Annotated in this window: 18 protein-coding genes and 1 tRNA gene; 12 read left to right on the top strand and 7 right to left on the bottom strand. The window is 47.7% G+C overall.

The window, feature by feature from the left end; translation table 11 throughout:
* The first annotated feature begins 129 nt into the window (after positions 1-129).
* Entirely contained in the window at positions 130-1,404 is a 1,275-nt protein-coding gene (locus A2621_02495; GenBank protein OFW89750.1) for a hypothetical protein, read from the top strand.
* Here A2621_02495 and A2621_02490 read toward each other — a convergent pair.
* From A2621_02490 to A2621_02460, 7 genes are all read right to left on the bottom strand, one after another.
* The gene (locus A2621_02490; GenBank protein OFW89749.1) at positions 1,401-2,375 is read right to left on the bottom strand and encodes a hypothetical protein; all 975 of its coding nucleotides are present in this window, start codon (positions 2,373-2,375) and stop codon (positions 1,401-1,403) included. The two genes, A2621_02495 and A2621_02490, sit on opposite strands and share 4 nt — an antisense overlap.
* Positions 2,376-3,431 (bottom strand): hypothetical protein, encoded by a 1,056-nt coding sequence (locus A2621_02485; protein ID OFW89748.1) that lies wholly within the window; start codon positions 3,429-3,431, stop codon positions 2,376-2,378.
* Between the two features lie 3 nt (positions 3,432-3,434).
* The gene (locus tag A2621_02480) at positions 3,435-4,364 is read right to left on the bottom strand and encodes an RNA polymerase factor sigma-32 (protein OFW89747.1); all 930 of its coding nucleotides are present in this window, start codon (positions 4,362-4,364) and stop codon (positions 3,435-3,437) included.
* Between the two features lie 12 nt (positions 4,365-4,376).
* The gene (locus A2621_02475) at positions 4,377-4,880 is read right to left on the bottom strand and encodes a hypothetical protein (GenBank protein OFW89746.1); all 504 of its coding nucleotides are present in this window, start codon (positions 4,878-4,880) and stop codon (positions 4,377-4,379) included.
* Positions 4,881-4,930: 50 nt separating this feature from the next.
* On the bottom strand, positions 4,931-5,434 hold the full coding sequence (locus A2621_02470; GenBank protein OFW89745.1) for a hypothetical protein: 504 nt from the start codon (positions 5,432-5,434) through the stop codon (positions 4,931-4,933).
* Between the two features lie 100 nt (positions 5,435-5,534).
* Positions 5,535-6,731, bottom strand: coding sequence for a cyclopropane-fatty-acyl-phospholipid synthase (locus tag A2621_02465; GenBank protein OFW89744.1), 1,197 nt, complete (start codon positions 6,729-6,731; stop codon positions 5,535-5,537).
* 136 nt (positions 6,732-6,867) lie between these two features.
* Positions 6,868-6,957: transfer RNA gene (locus A2621_02460), tRNA-Ser, on the bottom strand.
* Positions 6,958-7,057: 100 nt separating this feature from the next.
* Here A2621_02460 and A2621_02455 point away from each other — a divergent pair.
* The 11 genes from A2621_02455 to A2621_02405 all read left to right on the top strand — a co-directional run bounded on the left by A2621_02455 (position 7,058) and on the right by A2621_02405 (position 18,241).
* On the top strand, positions 7,058-8,032 hold the full coding sequence (locus tag A2621_02455) for a hypothetical protein (protein OFW89743.1): 975 nt from the start codon (positions 7,058-7,060) through the stop codon (positions 8,030-8,032).
* On the top strand, positions 8,029-9,150 hold the full coding sequence (locus A2621_02450; GenBank protein OFW89742.1) for a hypothetical protein: 1,122 nt from the start codon (positions 8,029-8,031) through the stop codon (positions 9,148-9,150). The genes A2621_02455 and A2621_02450 overlap by 4 nt, the downstream gene beginning before the upstream one ends.
* Before the next feature lie 18 nt (positions 9,151-9,168).
* Positions 9,169-9,801, top strand: coding sequence for a dTMP kinase (locus A2621_02445; protein OFW89741.1), 633 nt, complete (start codon positions 9,169-9,171; stop codon positions 9,799-9,801).
* A 10-nt stretch (positions 9,802-9,811) separates the two neighbouring features.
* Positions 9,812-10,744 (top strand): hypothetical protein, encoded by a 933-nt coding sequence (locus A2621_02440; protein ID OFW89740.1) that lies wholly within the window; start codon positions 9,812-9,814, stop codon positions 10,742-10,744.
* Entirely contained in the window at positions 10,741-12,282 is a 1,542-nt protein-coding gene (locus tag A2621_02435; GenBank protein OFW89739.1) for a methionine--tRNA ligase, read from the top strand. The genes A2621_02440 and A2621_02435 overlap by 4 nt, the downstream gene beginning before the upstream one ends.
* A complete protein-coding gene (locus A2621_02430) occupies positions 12,272-13,066 on the top strand; it encodes a LuxR family transcriptional regulator (protein ID OFW89738.1) in 795 nt (264 codons plus the stop codon). Before A2621_02435 ends, A2621_02430 begins: the two co-directional genes overlap by 11 nt.
* Positions 13,063-13,824, top strand: a complete 762-nt coding sequence (locus A2621_02425) for a hypothetical protein (GenBank protein OFW89737.1) — start codon at positions 13,063-13,065, stop codon at positions 13,822-13,824. Before A2621_02430 ends, A2621_02425 begins: the two co-directional genes overlap by 4 nt.
* Before the next feature lie 97 nt (positions 13,825-13,921).
* Positions 13,922-14,758 (top strand): hypothetical protein, encoded by an 837-nt coding sequence (locus A2621_02420; protein OFW89736.1) that lies wholly within the window; start codon positions 13,922-13,924, stop codon positions 14,756-14,758.
* A gap of 127 nt (positions 14,759-14,885) precedes the next feature.
* Positions 14,886-15,554: a hypothetical protein gene (locus tag A2621_02415; protein ID OFW89735.1), complete on the top strand. Its 669-nt coding sequence runs from the start codon at positions 14,886-14,888 to the stop codon at positions 15,552-15,554.
* A gap of 4 nt (positions 15,555-15,558) precedes the next feature.
* Positions 15,559-16,860, top strand: a complete 1,302-nt coding sequence (locus A2621_02410) for a hypothetical protein (protein OFW89734.1) — start codon at positions 15,559-15,561, stop codon at positions 16,858-16,860.
* Between the two features lie 7 nt (positions 16,861-16,867).
* Positions 16,868-18,241, top strand: a complete 1,374-nt coding sequence (locus A2621_02405; protein ID OFW89733.1) for a ribosome biogenesis GTPase Der — start codon at positions 16,868-16,870, stop codon at positions 18,239-18,241.
* The last annotated feature ends 35 nt before the right edge of the window (positions 18,242-18,276 follow it).

Below are 18,276 nucleotides of genomic sequence, written 5' to 3'. Positions count from 1 at the left end.
ATGGTTAGATTAAAGCTCTTTTTTAAAAAAGTCAAGAGGTTTTTTTGTTTCATCCAACCTATGTGCTGCGTCACTTCCCTCTTCCCTTTCCACTTAAATTCAGGTTAAATGACCTTTAGAATCACATTCATGGAACACATTGACTTAGACATTCGGGTTCAAAGCCCTATTCTAACGGTGACAGAGCTTTCTGTTGTCCTGAAGAAGACCATTGAGGGTGCTTTTGGCTCCGTACGGTTACGGGGGGAAATTTCCAGTTTTAAATCCCACTCTTCCGGACATTCTTATTTTTCCCTGAAAGATGATACGTCCGTCATTGATGCCATTTGTTGGCGCGGTACAAACCTCTCTCTTACCCCTGCCGATGGACTGGAAGTTATCTGTCATGGCCGCATCACCACCTATGGCGCACGCTCGAAATACCAAATCATCATCGAATCCATGGAACTCGCGGGCGTGGGATCTCTTTTAAAACTCCTGCAAGAGCGAAAAGAAAAATTGGCCAAGGAAGGTCTCTTTGAGGCAGAGCACAAAAAACCCATTCCCTTCCTGCCCAAAAAGATTGGGGTGATCACCTCTCCCACGGGGGCTGTCATTCAAGACATCCTGCACCGGTTAAAAGAGAGATTTCCGTGCCATGTGATCTTGTGGCCCGTTGCGGTACAAGGCACAACATCCGCCCAGGAAGTGACGAACGCTATTCTGGGTTTTAATGCGCTGCCCCCAGACCAAAGACCAGATCTGCTCATTGTCGCCCGAGGAGGCGGCAGTTTAGAAGACTTGTGGAGCTTTAACGAAGAGAATGTGGTGCGTGCGGCTGCCGGCAGCCAGATTCCGCTGATCTCTGCTGTGGGGCACGAAACCGATACAACTCTCATTGATTTCGCCTCCGATCGCCGAGCGCCTACCCCCACGGCGGCGGCTGAAATGGCCGTGCCTGTTCGGCTAGACCTTCTGGAGAACGTTCAGCACATCCACCATCGTCTCCACACGGCCATGATCACGCACATGCGCCATCTTTATACCTCCCTGCAAAGTCTTGCCCGGGGACTTGTCAGCCCCAAGCAATCCCTCCAGATGAAAGCCCAGATCTTGGATGAACGGCAAGAGCGTCTCTCCGCCGCGCTGGAGAAGAAAATACATCAGAGCACACAAACCCTAAAATTTATCAGCCATCGATTGCACCAAGTGCGGCAAGAGGCATTGGTAAAAAACAAAAGCCAATACGATCGTTTGGCCCAACTCTTAGAAAGCTATTCTTACACTAAAACGCTGGGGCGTGGGTTTGCTCTCGTTAAAGACACCGCTGGAAATCTGATTACCTCTGCCCAACACATGAAAACCCAAGAGAGAGCTGACCTCCAATTTGCCGACGGCACTGTGATTGTGAAACCCCTGTCTTAAACAAGCCCCACACGACTTGATTTCAGTTTTTTAGGGTCGATCATAGTCTCTGGTTTGACAGGCTCTGCCTTTTTCTCGGCAAATTGGGATAGGGGCACAAACACCACTTTTGACTTCTGTTGCTGTACCCACTCCACCACCTGTCGCACACGACCCCGACTGAGGGAAATCCACACAATAGACCGCTCACTTTTTAAGAAAGCTTTTTTGTCACGAATCAGAGGGAATGAGAATACTCGATGGGAGAGACCTCCTCTTAAACCCTTCGATCGCGAGAGATTTAAATAGAGGGGCAGGATTTTAGAAGGCGCCTCTGTTGCCAGACCCATGAGATGGGGGAACTGTTTTTCGAGCAGCCTTTCTTTCCCAGCCTTTGACCTCACCATAATTTCTCGCCCCTGCTTCCAAGCCTTCTCAGAGAAAGCTCTCGCTTCTGGATGTTGGGCCGACAAGACAAAGGTAAGTGGCACCTTCAGCTTATGGATGACTTGCCAGTCTTCTGCTGATAAAGATTCCATCCCGTCCATGACGATCCCCACCTGATGCTTACCTTTGGGAACAGCCACTCTCTTCTGAGCATTTTTCTGCCACAAAGAATCAGCGGAGAAAGGGGCCAGATTTTGACGCTCTTGGTCTTTAAAAATTTTCACGAGTTCTGAATCATCCTCACGAGAGGACGCATCATTTCCCTCTTCCATATCTTGGGACCCGACTTCCCCCACTTCTTCAGATTCTTCAAAATCTCGGTAGGCGTCTTCTGGCTTTTTGGTGTCTGGTGGGGGAACTATAGGAGAGATGGTTTCTTTTGCTTTTATCTCCTCTCCTTTACCAGATTGGGTTTCCCATAGGAAAAAACCCGCTGTTCCCAATCCAGCCACCCCCAAGAAAACCACCCCAAAGACAAACCACTGCGTGTGCCTTTTTTTGGGGGTGGAAAAATTTTTGAAAGAAGAGGGGTTCGGCGAGCGCATTTAGACAAATTTCTTCTTCAACCGCAACACCCGCTCAAAGGCTTCATCGATTTGCTGTTCGGAGAGTACTTCCCGATTAATGGCTTCCAAGATAACGCGACCAAATTTCTCCGGCAGTTCTGGATCGGGTTCAAATCCTTTAATACTGGCAGCGGCTGATTTATTATTGGAATAAATCACCATATCATTGCCCGCCTGCAGTGCCTTCACGGCTGCTTCTTCAAATCCGAATTTTTCTTGGATGGCTGACATATGCAAATCATCACTAATGATGACCCCATCATACCCGTGGTCTCTCAGTTTTTGGAGCGTTCCCTTGGACAAGGTGGCGGGATACTTGGAATCTAACTTGGCGTTAAAGATATGGGCTGTCATCACTGCATCCACTTTTCCTTTTTTCGCCAGTTGAAAAAAAGGATCCATTTCTTCTGCGCGCCACAGGTCTGTCACATCCACAAACCCCTGATGACTGTCTTTTTTCGCACTGCCATGGCCCGGGAAATGCTTAATACAATTCAAGACACCCACCTCGTGAAACGCATCCACCATAATGCCGGCATACTTGACGATGGAGGCGATGTCTGACCCATAAACCCTGCCCAGTGCCCCTAAAATCGGGCACTTATACTCCTTAGGATCTCTATCAACGCACGGAGCGAAATCCCAATTAAACGCGTGTTCTTTCAATTCAATCGCCATCTCATGGTAGAGGCGCGCCATCTCCTCCATCCCTTTTTTAACCATCTCTTCCGGAGAGGAAAACCCTATAAAGCCTTTGTCTTTTGTGAGGCGCTGCACTTTACCCCCTTCTTGATCCACCGTGGTAAACACAGGTGGCAATCCGGCGTCTTCAGCCGCGCTTAAACATAACCGATTCAGGACGGTGATTTGCCGAGGGTCCACAATGTTATAGCCATACGCAATCACTCCCCCAACGCGCGATAATTTAATATCTTCCAGGATCTTTTCAACGCCCTCATCTTGGGGGGTAGTCCCGTGAAACCCGACGATCAAAAGTTGCCCGATTTTCTGTTCAAGTGTTAACCGATTCTTCATGTCTTATCCTCTATCAAGATCTGTCCACCCACGTTTGGAAAATTCTTGGCGCATGATTTCTCTCAACTTTGCAAAAGCGCGCTCTTCAATTTGACGGATGCGTTCTTTTGAAACCCCCACTTCTTTGGAAATTGCGTCTAGCGTTTTCGGAGGTTCTTCGAGCCGACGGGCCTTTAAAATAACCACTTCACGCGGGGTTAAATATTGAAGGCATTTTTCCAGAATTTCTGTTTGCTTCCGCGCTTTATCTGTTTCAATGGACTTCTCTTCCTGGCTAGGACTCGCGCTTTCAATCCAATCTTGCCATTCTGGCCCCTCTCCTTCCGATGACGGAGAGGCATTTAAAGAGGCATCCCCGCCACTGAGTCGTTCTTCCATTTCCCGCACTTCTGTTTCAGTGACCTTCAATTCCTTTGCAATCACGCGAATATCTTTATCCGTCATACCTTGAAAATCATCTTCCAATTCTGAGATTTCTTTTTTCATACGCTTTAAATTAAAAAAGAGCTTTCTCTGCGCTGCAGTAGTTCCAATCTTAACCAAAGACCACGTTCTTACAATATAATCTTGGATGGCTGCCTTAATCCACCATATGGCGTACGTCGAAAATCGGAATCCTTTCTCTGGATCAAATTTCTTCATGGCATTGAGAATGCCGATATTTCCTTCGGCAATGAGGTCAGCCATGGGCAGCCCATAGCCCCGATAGCCGGCCGCGATCCTCACCACCAACCGTAGATGACTAGTGATCAATCTTTGGGCCGCGTCAGCATCTTGGCTTTGATACCACCTTTGGGCCAATTCATATTCTTCGTCTGGTTCTAGAATGGGATAGCTTTTAATTTTTCTGAAATATTGTCCCATATCCTCAGAGGTGCTCTGAAAAGGTAGGGATCGGGTAGGGAAAGAATCTGGTTCTGATGTTTTTGTCATTTTGTCTTTATCTTAAGAAGGCTTCCTTAGCAAGGGGAACTGACTCGTCACCACAGACAAGAATCGTTTATCCATGGATTCTAATTTTTGGTGAATATATTTTTGAATGCTGGGAACATCTCCCTCTGTCAGATCATGCGTTTCTGACAATCTGAAATAAGCCTTGCCTTTGCCATAGGTGGGCTGATTTCTGAATTCAAAACTAAGGATAATATCCACAAAAAGAGTCTTCATCAAAGGATCTGTTGGGTGATTTTCCAAAGACGCCCGGCCTTCTAATAACCCCAGCACTCCTTCACCCTGGAGTCCTGCCACCATCGCTTTTTCTTGGGCCCATTTTTCCAGATCTAAAAGATGGTCTAAATTCTCGCCTTTGCGAAGCGGAATATAGTTCACCACCGTATAGCTTTTCAAATCCAATTTCAGAGGGAATGGGTTTTCCACTTCTTTTTTCATATGTCGATGGCACCCAGAGAGCGCCAGGCAAAGAACCACGAACGATAAAAAATGCCTCATGTATAACCTCATAGGGGGAGTATATAATAAATTTTCTAAAAACCAAAACGTTACGAGGGGGTGTCGACTTCAAACTTAGGGTAGGGATCCAAAGCCAAACTGAGATACTGAACAAAGATTTCGCCCACATCTACCGTTCCATCTTTGTTGAGCACAACAGGTTCGGGCTGATCTTCCTCAAAATTTTCCGGCAAGGTAGACTCATCTGTGATAGAGGGGAAAAGTTCCAACTTGATGGGCTCTTCTACCTCATCAGGTAAGTCTTTCAGCGTGGTGACACACGATTGGATCACCTCTGCCTTTACGACAGCAGATACCTGAAGAGGGAATTCTCCCACTTTCCCTTGCACTTGGCAGTTAACCTGAAGATTTTTTAGAACGACCAGATCTAACCGCTTGGCAAGATCTTCTTTTTCTTTGTCATTCGCTACAAACGTAAAGGTGGCCGGCAGACTGGTTAGTTTTTTTACATCTAGAAAACGTATAAATTCATTCATGATCATCGGAGGGTCAGAGTGAAACGGAGTGACTTTAAAACAATGTTTTACGCTCATCATATCACCTCATAAATTATAGCCCTGTTATTTTTATAATAACATAAAAGACAGGTACTTTGTCACCCTTTTTGTTCAAAAAATGTGATAAATCTTGGTCTTACTTCGACCCTTCATACATATACTCTCGTGTGAGAGGCGCAAGCCTTGGGTCACGCATGAGTTGGATCTGAAAAACCATAAAGCCAAGATTTCGGAATGCCATCTCACAAGATGTCAGATAATATTCCCATAGGCGACAAAACCGCGCGTCATAAAGCGCCTGGGCCTGATCCCTCTTCTCTTGAAATCTCTCCCGCCAATGCTTCAGTGTTTCGGCATAATGGTATCTCAGAATTTCAATGTCTGTCACGAACAGCTTTGAGTTCTCAATGGGCCCCATGACCTCTGATAAAGACGGGCAATACCCCCCAGGGAAAATATATTTGCTAATCCACCCTTTGGCATTCCCCGGCACGCTTGATTTTCCGATGGAGTGCAACACCGCCATCCCTTGAGGTGTCAGCAAGTCATGGACTTGGTGGAAAAAATCATTGTAATTCGGCGTGCCCACATGTTCGAACATCCCTACCGAAACGATGCGGTCGTATTTACCTTTTTCCTCGCGATAGTCCCTTAAGAAGAACTTCACTCTGTGATCCAGCCCCGCTGCCTTGGCCCGCTCCCTCGAAACCTTCAATTGCTCTTCCGAAAGGGTGAGCCCTGTCACCTCCACGCCCGCAGATTTGGCCAAGAAAAGCGCCAATCCGCCCCAGCCAGATCCGATATCCAAAACTTTTTGGCCCTTCTGAAGACACAGCTTTTTGGCAATATGTTTCTTTTTGTTTTCCTGAGCTATCTCTAAACTATCTGTCAGCTTCTTAAAATAGGCGCACGAATACTGCATGTCTTTGTCTAAAAACAGTTTATAAAGTTTGCCGTTTAGATCATAGTGGTGAGACACATTCTTGCGGGATCCCGTCAGAGAATTATGCTGAAAAATAAACCGAAGAGGATAACATAGAACCTCCACAATACTGGTGAGCGCGTTAAGAGGATGCAGAGCCAAATTGCGGGTACATACATCCAGAAGGCCCGCGAGCGTTCCCTCTTCAACGGTAATCTCCCCCTCTGTATATCCCTCCCCCAAGGCGATGTCAGGGTTTAACATCATCTTTAATTCTATGCTTTTTGCGTGGAGCCGTATGGTGGCTTCAGGACCAGGAGTTCCTGAAAAGGTGTGTTTCTTCCCCGCAGCATCAATAACGTGCAACGTTCCCTGCTGAATAAATCGTTTCAATACCGCTGCTAAGAGCATTCTTCCGTCCCCCATTTTCCTTAGTGTAAAACAGATTGACGTCTTATTTCAAGTATTTGAATAGGTTAGGGAGAAGAAGGCCTATTTTTCTGTAGGTTACGTCTTAATATCCATGTCAATACGATCGAAATTTAAATGGTAGATGGGGTGGGATTCGAACCCACGAGAGGCTTGCACCCCTGCCGGTTTTCAAGACCGGTGCCTTCAACCGCTCGGCCACCCATCCACAAGGATTCCCCTTTGTTGCAAAACTTTGAAGCGGGGTCAAGAAGTTTATTGTTTCCTATTCCTCTATAGGCTACATTTTATGAAATAGAGGGAGGCACATGAAGAAGATACACCAGATCTTATCTATAATGACCATGGCGCTTTGCTTTGTGGTCTCAGCACAAGCCGGCTCGCCTCCCCAGTTTGAAGATTGGCTCAATAGAGAGTTTAAACCCCTTGCCCTGAACAAAGGCATCACGCCAGAAACTCTGAATCGTGCTTTCCAGAATGTAAAGCACATGCCACAATCCATTACGTTCGACGGCAAGCAACCCGAGCAAACCCAAAGCCTAATCCAATACCAAGAAAAACGGATTCCCCCCCGCATTGTTACCGCTCGGAAAAAAGCGAAAAAACATGGTCGTGTTTTAGACACTGTTCAAAACACCTACGGCGTCCCCAAAGAAATGATCCTTTCTCTCTGGGGGCTTGAATCAAACTTTGGCACGAACATGGGCCAATTTATTATTGTGCATACGCTCGCAACACTGGCGTTCGAAGGGCGTCGACGAGAGTTCTTTACACGAGAGCTGGTGGAGGCACTTAAAATTCTACAAAATCAAAGTATGCACCCCCACCACCTCAAGGGGTCTTGGGCAGGGGCACTGGGCCAATGTCAGTTCATGCCTAGCACCTTTAATGCTCATGCTGTAGATGCCACCAAAAAGGGATACAAAGATATTTGGAATTCCACCGATGACGTTTTTGCGTCCATTGCCAATTATCTGGTTAACTCGGGATGGAAACCGAATGAGCCATGGGGCCTAGAGGTGACGTTGCCTGATGGCTTTGACGAAAGATTGGCCACTCTTTCTGTTCAGAAATCCAAACAAGATTGGGCTGCTCTCGGGGTTAAACCCGCGAAAAAAGACACGTCCCTCCCCGATCTTCAAGGATCTCTCCTTATTCCCGAAAATCAAAAGAAAGCTTTTCTTGTTTACAATAACTTTAGAGTTATCTTAAAGTGGAACCGCTCTACCTGCTTTGCGTTAACTGTCTGCCAATTCGCAGATCAAATTAGGTCTTATCAATGACACATCTCTATAGAAATTCTTTTTTCTTTACCTCTCTCTTTTTACTCACCTCTTGCGTAATGAAAGAACAAAAGCCTGAGCGTTTGTTGCCTCCCGAACCTGTTCTGATCAAAGAGGATATGATTGTTAAAAAGAGTGAATCTCCCAAAGAAGAAAGAGGGGAGGCTCTCCCCACGCCCCAAACGGAAGAAGAGGCTCAACGCTCCCTTCCCGCTTGGGCACACGCCAAAGGAGATGGCGTTTATAAACTCGGAAAACCTTACAAGGTCAACGGTGTTTGGTACTTCCCAGCCGAGAACACTCGGTATGATGAAATTGGGTTTGCGTCTCGCTATCCTAAATCCTTCCAAGGACAAAGAACGGCGAATGGAGAAATTTACAGTAATACCCTTCTCACAGGCTGCCATAAAACCCTCCCGTTACCTTCCATTGTGCAGGTGACGAATCTTTCTAACAATAAATCCATTGTGGTGCGTCTTAATGACCGCGGTCCTTTTGTAAACGATCGGCTGCTTGATATTTCAGACAAGGCTGCGACTCTCCTAGAGTTTCCAGAAGATGGGAATGTGAAGGTGCGGGTTGAAATCATGAACCCAGAATCAAAAACCGCCGCCGCTGCCCTTCAGGGAGGCGAGAAACCTGCCATTCCTCATGCCGCCTATCCACCCCCCGTGATTACAAAAGATCCTGAGACGCCAGCTCCCGTGGAAAACACAGAGAGTTTTGTCACTGTTGCGTCCACCCCAGCCCCAGAGGAAAGTCCCTCTGAAGCTTTATTTGATCAGGCAACCCCTACATCCCCTGCATCCCAAGCTGAGATCCTTCCCGCAGAAGTGCCCCCAGCGGGTCCGGGCATGGCCCCCGTGGAACAAGTCTCCCTCCCTGAAAAAGCCTATTACGTTCAAGCCGGCCTCTTTGGAAATCCTGAGAACGCTAAAAACCTAAGTCATAAACTAGGGTCTATCGGTCTTGTGGAATCGTCCCCCGTGACTATTAATGGTCGTTCCCTCCATCGAGTTCGAGTGGGTCCTTTTTCCTCTCTCTCGGACGCCAATAAAGTGCTTGCCCAAACTAAAAAGGGATATAACCTTCCCGATGCCCGTATTGTGAATCCTTAATTTAAAGACTTGTTAGCTGTGACTCAGAAAGCAAAATTTATTACATTCGAAGGCGGAGAAGGGGCTGGGAAAACCACCCAGATTCAGCTCTTGGAAACAGCTTTAAAAAACAAAGGCTATCACGTCATCAAAACACGAGAGCCAGGAGGGACCACGGGTGCAGAATTGTTACGGGCTGCCCTTAAAGACCATCCTGAGACGCACTGGGATGCCGTTTCTCAAGTCCTTATTTTGTACGCAGCCCGGCGAGACTTAGTGGAAAAAGTGATTAAACCTGCCTTAGCCCGCAATATATGGGTCCTCTGTGATCGGTTTGCAGATTCCACTTTTGTGTACCAAGGCTACGCTCAAAACTTAGGCATCGAGTTCGTGCAATCTATTCACACAGCCACACTGAAAAACTTTCAGCCTGACTTGACGTTCTTCTTCGACCTCCCCCCCAAAGAGGGGTTACACCGAGCGCGCAAAAGAAGTCAGCAAGACTTTTTTGAATCCATGACTCTCGACTTTCATGAAAAAGTCTATGAAGGATATAAGGTTCTAGCTCATCAAAATCCGAGATTTTTTACGGTCTCGGGAAAGCTGGCCCCTCCCCACATGACTCAAGTGATTTTTAAGGCTTTACAAGAAAAATTTTCTCTATCACTGTAAGGCCATGACAATGAATCTCATAACGGCACACAAAGACTTAAAGCAAACTTTTTTCCAAGATTTCAAAGAACGCCCCCATCATGCCTGGATTTTAAAAGGTCCTCAAGGCGTGGGGAAAGTGGACTTCGCCAAGCATATAGCGGCACAATTACTGACAGAAATCACCCCTGACGACCACATCTACACCAAAATCGAGAATCAAAATCACCCAAACTTTTTATACATTTCTCCAGAGGCCTCTCCTACCCAAGCTATTTCCATTGAGCAAATACGTGGGGTTTTTCAATTCTTACAACAAACCGCGCCTGATGGGGGATGGAGGATTGTGATTCTCGATAGCTTGAATACACTCACCCCTAATGGAGCCAATGGGCTTTTAAAAATTCTGGAATCCCCACCCCCCCATACCGTGTTTTTCTTGATTCAACACAATGGAGCCTCTCCCCTACCCACGCTTGTTTCTCGATGTGCGAAGCTTTCCTTTGCCGCACCGTCCTCTACTGACTTACTCCCGTTTCTTCCCGAAGGACTCTCTCTTCAAGAGCAAACGATTCTCCTCGCACTTGCCCATGGATGCCCCGCCCATTTGCAGGATCTCTTGGACCAAGAAGCCCTCTCTCTGTATGGCTCTTTCCAGCAAGCGGTGCGGTCTCTTGTGGAACAGGATCATTATGCCCCTGCCCATACTCTCGCCCAAACGGTGGGAAGGGATGCCTCCAAGCTCACTCTTTTCTTGTCCCTTGTGGAATGGTGGCTCCAAAATGCCGTGAAAGAAGTCGCCCTTCAGCAGCGTTGTTTTTTCACAATCCAGTGTTCCCTCGCCTCTTTGCTTGACATCCATCAAACAATTTCTAAGATCATTAAATGGAAAAAGAATCTTGATATTGATGGGCGCCAACTTGTCCTCACCCTCTTTTTTGAGTTAAAAAATTTAAGAGCATGATGCAAAAAACGTATTACATTACAACACCCATTTACTATCCCAACAGCACTCCCCATATTGGGTCTGTCTATACCAACGTGTGCTGTGATATACTCGCCCGTTTTAAACGGCTTGATGGCTATGACGTCAAGTTCCTCACGGGGACTGATGAACATGGCCAAAAGGTAGAACAAGCTGCCAAAGATAAGGGCTTACCCCCCCAAGTATTTGTAGATCAGATTTCCGAAAATTTTCGACAGCTCATCCCCGCCTACGCCCTTTCTTGTGACGATTTCATCCGCACGACGGAGCCTCGTCATAAAAAAGGCGCTCAAGCTTTTTGGACAAAACTGGTGGAGAAAGGCGAAATTTATTTGGGACACTATGCGGGTTGGTATTCTGTTCGAGATGAAGCCTTTTATACGGAAAGTGACCTGGTGGATGGGAGGGCGCCCACAGGCGCACCCGTGGAATGGGTGGAAGAATCCAGCTATTTTTTCCGCCTCTCCCACTGGCAAGACAAGCTTCTAAAGTTTTATGAAGATCATCCCCACTTTATTGGCCCTGAATCTCGTCGGAATGAAGTGATCAGCTTTGTGAAAGGGGGTCTGAAAGATATCTCAGTCTCGCGCACCACCTTTGAATGGGGGATTCCCGTGCCCCATGATCCTTCTCACATCATGTACGTGTGGATCGATGCGCTCACCAATTACATCACTGCTTTGGGATATCCTGACACCACCACCCCAGACTTCAAAAAGTTCTGGCCGGCGGATCTCCACATGGTGGGCAAAGATATTTTGCGGTTCCATGCCATTTTCTGGCCCGCTTTTTTAATGGCGGCTGATCTCTCCCCTCCTCAAAAAATATTTGCTCACGGCTGGTGGACAGTGGAAGGTGAAAAGATGTCAAAGTCTTTAGGAAACGTGGTAGACCCCTATGCGTTGGTAGAAAAATACGGAGCTGATGTGGTGAGATATTTCTTAATACGCGGCGTATCTTTTGGCAGTGATGGCGATTTTTCCGAAACAGCTCTGGTGCAACGCGCCAATACCCAACTTTCCAATGAATTGGGGAATCTGGCCCAACGTATCCTCAGCATGGTCAATAAAAATTGCGAAGGTCAAATCCCCACGTTGCTCCAAGAATTTTCCGATGAGGATCAAAACCTTCTCACCCAAGCACAAAGTCTCCTGGGTCTCGCCCGCGAGCATCTTGACAAGCAAGAGCTTCATAAATATGCAGACACCCTCTGGAATGTGGTGTGGGCCGCCAACAAATATGTGGATGAACAGGCACCCTGGAATTTGAAAAAGACAGATTTTCACCGCATGGAGATGGTCTTGTACACCGTCATGGAAACCTTGAGGTATTTGGGGATTCTATTACAACCCATGATCCCTGAGACAGCCAAAAAGTTATTGGATGCCCTGGCAGTTCCGAGAGATCAGCGCACCTTTGCTCATCTCTCAAGTTCTTTCTGCCTAAAACAAGCCCATCCCTTGCCCGTGCCGTTCCCCCTCTTTCCCCGCATTGAGCCAGAGCCCTATGTTTGTTGATAGCCACTGCCATCTTAATGATCCTCAATTTAAAGAAGACCTCCCGCAGTTATTAGCGCGAGCCAAAGCCTTAGAGATAGGCCGCATCCTCACCATTTCCACCGAGCTGAAAGAGATTCCTGATCTTGAAAGACTCTCTGAAACGTACGACGAGATTTACCATACCGTCGGCGTTCATCCCCATGAAGTAGACAAAGAAGGCGTACCGGATTTAAAAGATCTCCTCACTGCCCTTCATCATCCCAAAGCAGTGGGCATTGGCGAAACTGGCCTCGACTATTATTACGAACACAGCCATCAGGAACATCAAAAACTCAGCTTTCGACATCATATCCACGCCCTGAAGGAAACAGGCCTCCCCCTTGTGATCCACTCTAGAAACGCGGAAGAGGATATCTTGCAGCTTCTCAGAGAAGAAAAAGTTCGAGACCATATGACCCCTGGTGTGATCCATTGTTTTAGTGGCACCCGAGACTTTGCGGACGCCACATTGGACTTAGGTTTTTATATTTCTTTTTCGGGGATTCTCACCTTCAAAAATGCGGAAGAGCTCCGCGAGATTGCCAAGACTGTTCCCCTTGATCGCCTACTCATTGAAACGGATGCCCCTTATCTCGCCCCCACTCCCCATCGTGGCAAAAGAAATGAGCCCTCTTTTGTGGTTCATACGGCCGAAAAGCTAGCAGAACTCAAGGGCGTTTCCCTCAAAAAAATCCAAGAAATCACCACCCATAACTTTTTTACCCTTTTCTCAAAAACAAAGAGGAATATAATACACCCATGAAAGTCATTGTTTTAGGATGCGGACATGCCTGCGGGACCCCTATGATTGGGGAGAGATGGATAAATTGCGATCCTCACAACACGAGGAACCGTCGCACCCGTCCGTCCATCCTCATTCAACATGGCAAGAATAATGTCCTCATCGATACCTCTCCGGATCTGCGCTATCAATTGTTACGGGAGAATATTCCCACTCTCCATTCTGTCGTCTATACTCACGCCCACAGCGACCACGCCCACGGTATTAATGATGTTGGTATTATTAACCGCATAGAAAAACGCCTTATCCCCACCTTTATGGATCGCGAGACTTTCGCTGCTTTGAACCAATCTTTTGGCCACGCCTTTCACTCTGACATTCCCCATTATGCTCCCTTCTTGGAAAAACACATCATTAAACCTGGCCAAGAGTTTTCAACAGGAGGCGTGACCTTCTTGCCCTTTGAACAAGACCATGGGTACGGTATTTCCATAGGATTCCGCATCGGAGACTTTGCCTACTCCACCGATGTAAAGACCCTCTCAAAAGAAGCCTTCCACATGCTGAAAGGCGTGAAAACGTGGGTGGTGGATTGCGTATCAGAACAAGAACACCCCACCCATTCTCATCTCAGCCAAACGTTGGAATGGATCCGCCATGTGAAACCCCGCCGCGCCATCTTAACCCACCTTGGGCCACAACTGGACTATGAAGCGTTAAAACAAAAGTTACCAAAGGGGGTAGAGCCCGCGTATGATGGCATGGTGATTGAGATTTAAGGGTTCGTCATTGTTGCACAGCAATGACGGGGGTTGTTCTTTTTTGATGTATAGACTTGACTCATGAAAACCTCTTCCTCTACAGTCAATTCATACCATGAAACACTTTTCTTATCGAGGGACCTACGATCACTTCCGCGACATTGCGCCCAACTATTCCCATTTTTTATTGGATATGTGGGGCGTGGTACATAATGGCGTGGAAGCATTACCAGGGGCCATTGATTGTTTAGAGACGCTAAAGCGCGACAACAAGCCTATTTTGTTCATCACCAATTCATCGCGCCCCGGTGAAATCCTGGCCCAACTGGTGGCCAACATGGGGATCCTGAGAGGCACTCATTACGATGATATCCACAGCTCTGGGGACGCGGTGATTGAAGGTTTGAATGATCCCGTCCATAAATGGGCCACTAAAAAATATTATTATTTGGGGGATACGTCCTCTGACCACCCCCTCTTGCCCCGAATCCCAGGAAAACAAGTCTTCACGCTAGAAGAAGCGTCTTATGTCTTGTTCACGGCCCTCACCCCGCTGACGGATGCGGTCTTGGCACAAGCGCTAAAGTTAGATCTCCCCCTCTTATGTGCCAACCCCGATGTGATGGCTATGCATGGCAATACTGTTGCCTATTGCCCAGGGCTGGCGGCTCAGAAATATGAGAAACAAGGCGGAACCGTTCTTTATTATGGCAAACCCTATGCTCCCATTTATGAATCTGCTTTGAAAAAACTGGGCTCGCCCACATTGAGAAATGTCCTAGCTGTGGGGGATGGCCTCCATACCGATATCCAAGGAGCTAATACCATGAAGATTGACAGCGTATTGGTGCATGGCGGACTCCATCACCAAGACTCCCTCGCTGTCCTAGAAGAAAAGTTCAAGAGCGAGGACATTTATCCCCAGTATGTTATACCCAGATTGGTGTGGTAATAAAAAACTCTCTCCTTTTTTAGAGAGGTTAAGATACTACCCTCATTTGATTTCTGAACATAATCGTTGAACTTTCCTTGCATGGCATGTATTTTAAGGAACAGTTTCACGTATCCGGAGTTTTATGATGTCAAATATTCTAGAAGAAATTAAACAAGAAGTGGATCAAGAGCGCTGGCTCTCTTTGTGGAAAAAGTATCAGAATCATGTTTACAGCGGTGTGACAGCTGTTCTTGTGATCGCAGCTGGCATGATGTGGTGGCAAAACCATCAGACCTCGAAGACATCCATTCAGTCTAATGAATATACCCAAGCCCTCGTAATTTCGGAATCTGACCCCGAGCGCGCTTTCAAAATTTTTGAACACATCCCGGCCAAAGGCGAAACTATTTATGCGCAGCTCTCTCGGTTCTGGGTAGCGGCCATCTTACTCGAACGCGGAGACACCAAAGGAGCAAAAGAGCTCTATGATATTATCTATCAGAACTCGAGTGGGCTTTTTGCGTCTTCTTCCCTAAAAATCCTGGGTCAATTGGCCCAGCTTCACGGCCTTTATATTGAGATCGATACAGTGGACCCCCAAATCATTATCCAAAAAGCCACACCGTATGCCTCTGCAGACTCTCCCTGGCGACATTTAGGGAACGAGCTTTTAGGTCTGTCCTATCTGAAAAAGGGAGATAAAGAAAAGGCTCGGTCCTCCCTCCATAAAATTCTGGAAGACCCTAAAGTTCCCGCCGCCTTTAAGGTTCGCGCCCAAGCCATTATTAATTATTTAAACACAGATCAAAAATAACCCGATGAAATTATTTTCTGCTTTTCTTATTATTGCGTCTAACGTCGGGCTCTTCCTCCTTCAAGGATGTTCTACATCCAAAGATCTTCTGACGGGCGATCGTACAGAAATTTTGCCTGTCGTCAAAGTTTTGGAAAAGGATGCTGAAGCCGAAAGCATTGCTGTCACCATTGAAGACCCAACCCTCAATATGGATTGGCCCCAAGGAGACTACAACGCCACTCACAAAATCCCTCATTTAGAAGCCGGTGATCTTAAAAATGTCATTTGGAAAACCAGCATTGGGCAGGGGGCCACAAGAACCGGCTTTTTATTAAGCACGCCTCTGATTGAAAATGAGATCATTTATACTCTCGACACAGCCGGACGCATTAAAGCCAAAAATCTGCAAACAGGAAACGATGTCTGGCAGCGCCGCTTAGAAACAACCTCTCGTCGGGATGAGTGTTCTGGGGGCGGGATTTCTTTGGGAGATGGCAAAATTTTTGCAACCTTCTCGTCAGCAGATGTGGTGGCTCTTGACAGTACCAGCGGTGACATGGTTTGGCATATCACTCTTCCCCATTCTATTCGGTCTGCACCTACCTTCTATAAAGGATACCTTTACCTGGTTACCAAAAATAACCGTATTATCTGCCTCAATGCCTTGACAGGAGAGAAGGTTTGGCAACAAGAGGGGAGCGAGAATTCTTGTTCCCTTGTGGGGGGCGGCAAACCCGCTGTCCAATATGACACAGTGATTGCCCCCTATTCGTCTGGAGAGCTCTATGCCCTTCGTCGTGAGAATGGGTTCCCTCTTTGGGCAGAATCTCTGAGTGCCTTCAAAGTATTCAGCTCAGCGGCGACTGTTTCCCATATTAAGGCTTCCCCCGTGGTGGATGGAGACCTGGTGGTTGCCGCTTCCCAAAGCGGGCGCATGGTGGGCGTTGACTATCGTACCGGCACCATTGTGTGGGATCGTGAAATTCTCGGCACCTCCACCCCTGTGGTGAATGGGAACTTTATTTTTGTGGTCACCTCTGACCATCAAGCCGTTTGCCTTGTGCGCCACTCTGGTAAAATTATCTGGGTCGCCCAATTGCCAGGATATGGGGCCAGGGAAAAAACGTCTTATGCTGGCCCTGTTTTGGCGGGTCATAAATTGATCATCACCAGCTCAGAGGGGAAAGCCATCTTCTTGAACCCAGAAACAGGCGAGAATGTGGATCAACTCACCTTGCCTGGGCCTTGTTCTTTGCCCCCCATTGTGGCCAACAAAGTCGCCTACTTCTTAACAGAATCGGGTACTCTGGTCGCTGTCGAGTAAATGAATCATGTCACTGACCATTGCCCTTGTCGGCCGCCCCAATGTGGGAAAATCTACCCTCTTTAATCGCCTCGTCGGGAAAAAGATAGCGCTTGTCCATGATGAACCAGGCGTGACGCGGGACAGACGGTTTGGTACAGGGCATATTGCCGACTTAACCTTCGGGGTCATTGATACCCCTGGCATCGAATCGACCCACGCCCCCAAAGAAAAAGAAAGCTTGTCTCTGGGCGTCTGGCAGCAGACTGAGCACGCTCTCAAGGGTGCCACTCTGGTTGTGTTGGTGCTGGATGGTCGCGAAGGGCTCACCCCTCTTGACCAAGAGTTTGCGCAAAAAATAAGGAAGCTCAACAAACCCTGCCTCGTGGTGGTGAACAAAGCCGAGGGGAAATCCTGCATGCAGGCAATCCGAGAAGCTGAAACCCTTGGGTTTGGGCCTCCAATCCCCGTGTCAGCCGAGCATGGAGAGGGTATGGCACTTCTGTATGAGGCCTTTTTACCCTTTGAGGACAAACCTCTTTCCACACTCAACGCCCTCGATTTTAACGAAGAGGCCCCAGTCCCCCTCAAACCCCTAAACATCGCCGTGGTGGGGCGCCCAAACGCGGGCAAATCCACCCTCATTAACAAAATCATTGGGGAAGACCGTTTCCTCACCGGCCCCATCGCGGGCCTCACTCGAGACACCCAGTCTGTGGAATTTCAATGGCAAGGACGCTCCCTTGAATTGTTCGATACGGCGGGACTTCGTAAAAAAGCCCGGGTGGTACGTACCCTGGAAAAACTCTCGGCGAGAGAAACGGATCGAGCCATTCAGTTTGCAGAGGCTGTTCTTTTGATCATTGACGCCACCACGCCGCTCGAGCGGCAAGACCTTACCCTCGCCCACCATGTGGTGAGCGAGGGGCGCATTTTGCTTTTGGTTCTCAATAAGATTGATCTGGTACCTGATCTTGATGCCTTCTTAAAAGAAATGCGCCTGAGGATTGCGGAAGAGTTGCCCCAGGTGGTGATGCTGCCCATGGTTCACATCTCGGCGCTCGCTGGCCGGAACATTGATAAAATTTTTGCCAAGCTCTTCGAGCTCTATGAGATTTGGAACCAACGCATTTCAACGGGGAAGCTGAACACGTGGCTCGCCGCCATCCAGGCCCATCATCCCCCGCCGCTCGCCAAAGGGCGTCGCCTTAAAATTCGGTATATGACCCAGATCAAGACCCGGCCACCCACCTTTGTTCTGTTCGTCAGCCAAGCGAAGGAGCTACCCGAGAGCTATTTGCGGTATCTGAAAAATCGATTGGCAAAAGACTTTGGATTGCAAGGTGTCCCCCTGCGCCTCTCCCCCCGATCGGGCAAAAACCCCTTTGTGGATAAGGATTGAAGGGGACTCTTTTTGCTCTTCCCATTGCTATCCAC

Source organism: Alphaproteobacteria bacterium RIFCSPHIGHO2_01_FULL_41_14 (genome assembly GCA_001767855.1).
GTDB lineage: Bacteria > Pseudomonadota > Alphaproteobacteria > UBA7879 > UBA5542 > 2-01-FULL-41-14.
Note: the sequence above shows the minus strand (reverse complement) of the source record. Positions and strands in the feature narration are given on the sequence as shown.